At 40.0% G+C, this 6,480-nt stretch carries 5 protein-coding genes; 3 read left to right on the top strand and 2 right to left on the bottom strand.

What is annotated here, in order from left to right; all coding sequences use genetic code 11:
- Positions 1-900: DUF874 family protein (locus H7O61_RS04995; RefSeq protein ID WP_187875319.1), on the bottom strand; the 900-nt coding region annotated here is incomplete at its 3' end.
- A 98-nt stretch (positions 901-998) separates the two neighbouring features.
- Positions 999-3,437 (bottom strand): pyruvate, water dikinase, encoded by a 2,439-nt coding sequence (gene ppsA, locus H7O61_RS04990; RefSeq protein ID WP_187875318.1) that lies wholly within the window; start codon positions 3,435-3,437, stop codon positions 999-1,001.
- 357 nt (positions 3,438-3,794) lie between these two features.
- Here ppsA and thrS point away from each other — a divergent pair, with 357 nt between their 5' ends.
- From thrS to rpmI, 3 genes are read left to right on the top strand one after another with little or no spacing between them, the layout of a single operon-like run.
- The gene (thrS, locus tag H7O61_RS04985; protein ID WP_001929141.1) at positions 3,795-5,633 is read left to right on the top strand and encodes a threonine--tRNA ligase; all 1,839 of its coding nucleotides are present in this window, start codon (positions 3,795-3,797) and stop codon (positions 5,631-5,633) included.
- Positions 5,630-6,241 (top strand): translation initiation factor IF-3, encoded by a 612-nt coding sequence (infC, locus tag H7O61_RS04980; protein ID WP_000091340.1) that lies wholly within the window; start codon positions 5,630-5,632, stop codon positions 6,239-6,241. The genes thrS and infC overlap by 4 nt, the downstream gene beginning before the upstream one ends.
- Positions 6,222-6,416, top strand: coding sequence for a 50S ribosomal protein L35 (gene rpmI / locus H7O61_RS04975; RefSeq protein WP_001125542.1), 195 nt, complete (start codon positions 6,222-6,224; stop codon positions 6,414-6,416). The genes infC and rpmI overlap by 20 nt, the downstream gene beginning before the upstream one ends.
- Positions 6,417-6,480: the final 64 nt, after the last annotated feature.

The following is a 6,480-nucleotide window of genomic DNA, read 5'->3' as shown; positions in this document are numbered from 1 at the left end:
AAGCTCTTGCGCTTTTGATCCTCTTTGAGAGCGGGGTTGTTTAGAGTTTGGGAGGTGTTTTGGCTGGATAGGGGTTTGATTGGTTTTTGTGGGTTTAGGGGTTTTGCATTCAGCTTCTATTTCTATAGCAATACCAGTAGTAATACCGGTCTTAATTCTTGCTTTTTTAATAAACAATTGGCCATGTTTTTCTTGGCAATTTTGTTCTGTTTCTTTAATGAAATCTTTCTGTTCTTTAATCAAATCTCTTTGTGTATTAATTGTCTTTTGTTTTTGCTGTTCTAACTCTATCTCACTCTTATTTGCTTTTTGTTTTTCTTGTTCTGTCTTTTGTCTTTCTTGTTCTGCTTTTATTTGACTATTAGCGAGTTCTATCCCACTCTTGTTTGTTTTCTGTCTTTCTTGTTCTAACTCTATCTCACTCTTATTTGTCTTCTGTCTTTCTTGTTCTGTTTTCTGTCTTTCTTGTTCTAACTCTATCCCACTCTTATTTGCCTTCTGTTTTTCTTGTTCTAACTCTATCTGTTTATCAGTATCACCAGTGCTACAAGCGGCTAATAATAAACTTGCCGCTATTGTTAATCCTGAATATTTCCACCAATTGATTTGATTTTCTTTTTCAGCTTGTTTGGATTTATCCTGGACTTTATCGTCCAATTCTTTTGCTTTTTTGCATGCAACATGGGTCAATACTACTAATGCCGCATTGCTTTTCTTGGGGTGTTTTTTTACAAGTTCTCTAACTCTCTTTGCGATCTTTGTAAAAATCCCACCAATTGATCTGAGCCCATTTGTAATGGCACTCACTTGTTTAAAAGAAGTCTCTTTATTTGTCTTTGTGTTAGCCATCTCTGTGTTCTTGCCAACTTTATTTGTTTTTCCTGTTTTTACTGATTTCATTACCAACCTTTTTTTTCAAAAAACAATCCCACTTTTCAAAATTATATCATGGAAACTAATACGAAAAACCCACTCAAGTTAGATCAACCCATTTATTATCAACATACAGTTAAGCCATGGTCTTTCAATTCTTTTTCTAACTTGGCTACGGCGTTCCAAGTGGGGATCACGCTATCAGGGTTTAAAGAAATGGAAGTGATGCCCTCTTTGACTAAAAACTCTGTCACTTCAGGGTAATCGCTTGGGGCTTGCCCGCAAATCCCACAATATTTGTTGTGCCTTTTACAAGCTTCAATCGCTTTTTTAAACATTTTTAGCATCGCTTCATTCCTTTCATCAAAGACATGGCTGACTAATTCGCTGTCTCTATCCACGCCTAAAGTGAGCTGGGTTAAATCGTTTGATCCAATAGAAAAGCCATCAAACAAGCTTAAGAAATCATCAGCCAAAATGACATTCACCGGCAATTCACACATGATATAAATTTCAAGCCCGTTTTTACCGGACTCTAAATTGTTTTTTCTTAAGATTTCTAGGACTTTTTTACCCTCCTCAATGGTGCGTAAAAAAGGGATCATCACTTTCATGTTCGTTAAGCCCATTTCTTCCCTCACTAACGCTAAGGCTTCACACTCCCATGAAAACGCTTCATTATAGCTTTCTGAATAATACCGACTAGCCCCCCTATAACCAAGCATGGGGTTTTCTTCATTGGGTTCATAGCTAGAGCCGCCAAGCATGCGCATGTATTCGTTGGATTTGAAATCGCTAGTCCTTACAATGACAGGTTTAGGGTAAAACGCCGCACTGATCATGCCAATGCCTTCAGCGATTTTTTTCACAAAAAAATCTTTAGGGTTAGCATAGCCTGCCATGAGGTTTTCAATTTCATTTTTTTCTTTCACGCTTTTTTTGTGGTGCAAATCCACTAAAGCTAAGGGGTGGGCTTTGATTTGATTTAAAATAATCATTTCCATTCTAGCTAACCCTACGCCGTGATTAGGGAGCTGAGAAAAGCTAAAGGCTTTTTCAGGGTTTCCAATGTTAATGTAAATTTTTGTTTGAGTTTCTTGCATGTTAGAAAGCTCCACCCTTTCAATTTCATGCTCATAAATGCCTGCATACACATAGCCCTCTTCGCCCTCAGCGCAAGAAACCGTGATTTCCATGCCGGTATAAAGGCTATCAGTCGCCCCGCTCACCCCAACAATGGCTGGCACGCCAATTTCTCTAGCCACAATAGCGGCATGGCAAGTGCGTCCCCCACGATTGGTGATAACCGCGCTCGCTTTTTTCATGCAAGGCTCCCAGTCTGGGTCGGTGTTATCGGTAACTAAAATTTCGCCCTCTTTAAAAGAATTCATATGCTCCAAATCATTGATGATGCGCACTTTCCCTGATCCGATTTTACTCCCAATCGCTCTGCCTTGCAAGATAATCTCTTTTTTTTCGTTAGGGTTTTTGAATTTGAATTTTTCAAAAACTTGATTTTCTTCTTTACTTTTTTGGCTTTGAACGGTTTCTGGGCGCGCTTGAACGATAAAGATTTCCCCGCTATCGCCATCTTTGGCCCATTCTATATCCATAGGGCGGTATTGTTTGGCTTCTTTAGAGTAATGTTTTTCAATTTCAATGGCGTATTTGGCTAAAATCAGCACGTCTTCATCGCTCAATGAAAAGGATTGCCATTCTTTTTTGGTGGTTTTAATGTTTCTGGTAGGGTGTTCGCTGCCTCTTGGGGCATAGACCATTTTTTGCGTTTTATTGCCGAGCTGCCGTTTGATAATGGGGCGTTTGTTTTGCTCTAAAGTGGGCTTAAACACATAAAATTCATCAGGGTTTATCGTGCCGCCCACCACATTTTCGCCTAACCCCCACGCTGAAGTGATAAACACCGCGTCTTTAAAACCGGTTTCAGTGTCAATAGAAAACATCACGCCCGCGCTGCCTTTATCCGCTCGCACCATTTTTTGCACCCCCACGCTCAGCGCAACTTTTAGATGATCAAACCCACGACTCGCCCTATAACTAATCGCTCTGTCGGTAAAAAGCGACGCCAAACAGGATTTGATATAGTGGATCAATTCTGTTTTACCCTTAATGTTTAAGTAAGTGTCTTGCTGCCCGGCAAAAGAAGCGTCCGGCAAATCTTCTGCAGTAGCGGAACTCCTTACCGCCACATCGGCTTCTTTCATGTTGTATTGCTGGCTTAAAATTTCATAAGCTTGAAAAATCTCATCTCTCAAATCGCTAGGAAAAGGCGTGCCAAAAATAAGCTCTCTGATTTGTTTGGAGCGGATTTTTAACACATCAATTTCGGTGGCATCAACATTTTCTAAAAGCTCTATGATCTTTTGTTTAGCCCCCCCTTGCTCCAAAAGATACCAATACGCTTCGCTGGTGATCGCAAAGCCATCAGGCACTTTAATCCCAATTGGCACTAATTCTTGAAACATCTCGCCAATGCTAGCGTTCTTGCCCCCAACCAGATTCACGTTCTTATTGTTCAACTCTTTGAAAAACTTGATATATCGCACAAAACTCCCTTAAAATGATCATTAAGTTTCTTAAAACAAAAATATAACAATAATAGCATGATAGAGCTTTAGTTTTAGCCAGTTTGTATTCTAAGCTTTGTTAATAAGGGGTGTATTTTTTTGGTTTATGATTTTATTGTATAATGGGCGGTTAGTTAGGTATTTTTGAATATAGGAAGGGTGGTTTTGTATAGGCGGTTGTTATTGAATTTGTTTTGTATGGTATTTTTACAAGCGTGTTTAAAGCCTATGAGCGACCCTAAAGCTGAGAAAGTGGATTCGCAAGTGCAATGCGGGTTTGGATCAAAAGATTGCTGAATTTTAAGGTTTAAAGAAAGGAAACATAAGTTTTAAAGAATGAGTGCGGAACTGATTGCCGTTTATAAAGACGAGCAAATAATAGATTTAGAGAGCGCGAAAGTCTTAGGGCTGAGCGATGGGATCAAGGCGTTAAAAGGGAGCGAGCCGGTATTTTTTGATGATTCGCCTTTGGCTTTAGAAGTGATCAGGCATTCATGTGCGCATTTGCTCGCACAAAGCTTGAAAGCCCTTTATCCGGACGCAAAATTTTTTGTAGGCCCTGTGGTAGAAGAGGGGTTTTATTACGATTTTAAGACCGCTTCAAAAATCAGCGAAGAGGATTTGCCTAAAATTGAAGCGAAAATGAAAGAGTTTGTGAAGTTGAAGCTCGCTATCACTAAAGAGACTTTAACCAGAGAGCAAGCCTTAGAGCGTTTTAAGGGCGATGAATTAAAGCATGCGGTGATGAGTAAAATCAGTGGCGATATATTTGGCGTGTATAAACAAGGCGAGTTTGAAGATTTGTGTAAGGGGCCTCACCTCCCAAACACTCGTTTTTTAAACCATTTCAAGCTCACTAAATTGGCTGGGGCTTATTTGGGTGGCGATGAAAACAATGAAATGCTCATTAGAATCTATGGCATCGCTTTTGCCACTAAAGAGGGCTTAAAAGACTATCTTTTCCAAATAGAAGAAGCGAAAAAACGAGATCACAGAAAGCTGGGCGTGGAGCTAGGGCTTTTTAGCTTTGATGATGAAATAGGGGCAGGCTTACCTTTATGGCTGCCTAAAGGGGCAAGGCTCAGGAAACGCATTGAAGATTTATTGAGCAAGGCGTTACTTTTAAGAGGCTATGAGCCGGTTAAAGGCCCTGAGATTTTAAAGAGCGATGTGTGGAAAATCAGTGGGCATTATGACAACTATAAAGAAAACATGTATTTCACCACGATTGATGAGCAAGAATACGGCATAAAGCCTATGAATTGCGTGGGGCATATTAAAGTCTATCAAAGCGCTTTACACAGCTATAGGGATTTGCCTTTAAGGTTTTATGAATACGGCGTGGTGCATCGGCATGAAAAAAGCGGCGTGTTGCATGGGCTTTTAAGGGTTAGGGAATTTACCCAAGACGATGCACATATTTTTTGCTCTTTTGAACAGATCCAAAGCGAAGTGAGCGCGATTTTAGATTTCACGCATAAAATCATGAAAGCGTTTGGTTTTAGCTATGAAATGGAATTATCCACTAGACCGGCTAAATCCATAGGCGATGATGAAGTTTGGGAAAAGGCCACTAGCGCTTTAAAAGAAGCCCTAAAAGAGCACCGCATTGATTATAAGATTGATGAAGGGGGAGGGGCTTTCTATGGGCCTAAGATTGACATTAAAATCACCGATGCTTTGAAGCGTAAATGGCAGTGCGGCACGATTCAAGTGGATATGAATTTGCCTGAACGCTTCAAGCTCGCTTTTACCAATGAACGCAATCACGCTGAACAGCCGGTGATGATCCACAGAGCGATTTTAGGCTCGTTTGAAAGGTTTATTGCGATTTTGAGCGAACATTTTGGGGGGAATTTCCCTTTCTTTGTCGCGCCCACTCAAATCGCTCTCATCCCTATTAATGAAGAGCATCATGTTTTTGCTTTGAAATTAAAAGAGGAATTAAAAAAGCGCGATATTTTTGTAGAAGCGCTGGATAAAAACGACAGCTTGAATAAAAAGGTACGCTTAGCCGAAAAGCAAAAAATCCCTATGATTTTAGTGTTAGGGAATGAGGAAATGGAGACCGAAATTTTATCCATTAGAGACAGAGAAAAACAAGCTCAGTATAAAATGCCCTTAAAGGAGTTTTTAAACATGGTTGAATCTAAGATGCAAGAGGTTAGTTTTTGAGTAGAAGCGAAGTGTTGTTAAACGGAGACATTAATTTTAAAGAAGTGCGTTGCGTGGGCGATGATGGCGAAGTGTATGGGATTATTTCTTCCAAAGAAGCGCTAAAAATCGCTCAAAATTTAGGCTTGGATTTGGTTTTGATTTCAGCGAGCGCGAAACCCCCTGTGTGTAAGGTGATGGATTATAATAAATTCCGCTACCAAAATGAAAAGAAAATCAAGGAAGCCAAGAAAAAGCAAAAGCAAATTGAAATCAAAGAGATCAAGCTTTCCACTCAAATCGCGCAAAACGATATTAACTACAAAGTCAAGCATGCGAGAGAATTTATTGAAGCCAATAAGCATGTCAAATTCAAAGTGGTTTTAAAGGGTAGGGAGAGCCAAAACTCAAAAGCTGGGCTTGATGTGCTTTTGAGAGTCCAAACGATGATGCAAGATTTAGCCAACCCTGAAAAAGAGCCAAAAACCGAGGGGCGTTTCGTTTCGTGGATGTTTGTGCCTAAGGCTAAAGAAGCCCCCAAAAACGAAAAGAAACCTAAAGAAAATAACCCGCCTTTTAATCGTATTAACCTTATGAAAGGAGAAAATCATGCCAAAAATGAAGACTAATCGCGGCGCGTCCAAGCGTTTCAAAGTCAAAAAAAACTTGATCAAGCGTGGCAGCGCTTTTAAAAGCCATATTTTGACTAAAAAAAGCCCTAAGCGTAAAGCCAATTTAAACGCGCCAAAACATGTGCATCACACTAACGCGCATTCTGTCATGTCGTTGCTTTGCAGGGCTTAGGAATGCTCATTAGAAAGTGGAGTTAATCCCCTTATTTAAGGGAAAGTCGTTTGAAAAACGCACC

Origin of the sequence: Helicobacter pylori (assembly GCF_014496965.1) — a bacterium.
Taxonomy (GTDB): domain Bacteria; phylum Campylobacterota; class Campylobacteria; order Campylobacterales; family Helicobacteraceae; genus Helicobacter; species Helicobacter pylori_CZ.
The sequence above is the reverse complement of the archived record's forward strand: the minus strand, read 5'-3'. Positions and strand labels throughout refer to the sequence as shown.